The organism is Siminovitchia jepli (assembly GCF_047228825.1).
In the GTDB taxonomy this organism is placed as follows: Bacteria; Bacillota; Bacilli; order Bacillales; family Bacillaceae_C; genus Siminovitchia.
Window position 1 is genome coordinate 1 of sequence record NZ_JBFEGN010000219.1, and the last position, 672, is coordinate 672.

1 protein-coding gene is annotated in these 672 nt (G+C 34.2%); it reads left to right on the forward strand.

The features are described from left to right. Positions 1–415: 415 nt before the first annotated feature. Positions 416–631, forward strand: a complete 216-nt coding sequence (locus AB1L08_RS22470) for a hypothetical protein (protein ID WP_413066787.1) — start codon at positions 416–418, stop codon at positions 629–631. Positions 632–672: the final 41 nt, after the last annotated feature.

Genomic DNA, 672 nt, shown 5'->3' on the forward strand with positions numbered 1-672 from the left:
TTCCAAGGCACTATAGGGAACACGGACTTTGTTAGAGTCGAATTTTGTCAACTACCCCACGTTATTTTACTGAACCATAATAATAAGTGTTACGTGGAATACCGGCAATTTTGAGTAATGCCTTCACAGGATAATCGTGCCTTAGCTCATATACTACTTTTACTTTTTGTTTTGTCGTAATTTGTTTTCTTCTTGAACTAAGGATTTCAACTTTTTAAATAGAATTTTCCATTTAATAATATGTATAAATTTTTACTCCCACCTGGCTTATGTTCAGTTGGGCTTTTTTGTATTTAATGAATATTTTTTTTAAAAATATTGCTTTTATTTTTGGCATTTCATAAAAAATCTTGTTGAAGGTTATGAAAGGGGAAATCATCACCCACCTTTGCAGTTGCGAAGGGAGAGGAAATGCATGATAGAACCAGATCGTACCGAGTGGCAAGTTCGCTGTGCATTTAATGCTTTTTGTAAACGTGTATTGAAGAATGAAGCAATTAATATTTTCAATGAAAGACAACAACGACAAGCAAAGGAGATGACATTTTCTGATCTCACACCACAAGAAGAAAATCAACTCTATATCTTAGATAAGCGTAAGCGTCAAATAAAACCCACATTCTGTTCATAGGTCATCCGTGCGATAATCTTCTTAGAAATCAATTCGGGAGG

Coding starts and splice junctions, on each gene's coding strand:
- AB1L08_RS22470 (WP_413066787.1), top strand. CDS start 416: ATGATAGAACCAGATCGTACCGAGTGGCAAGTTCGCTGTGCATTTAAT.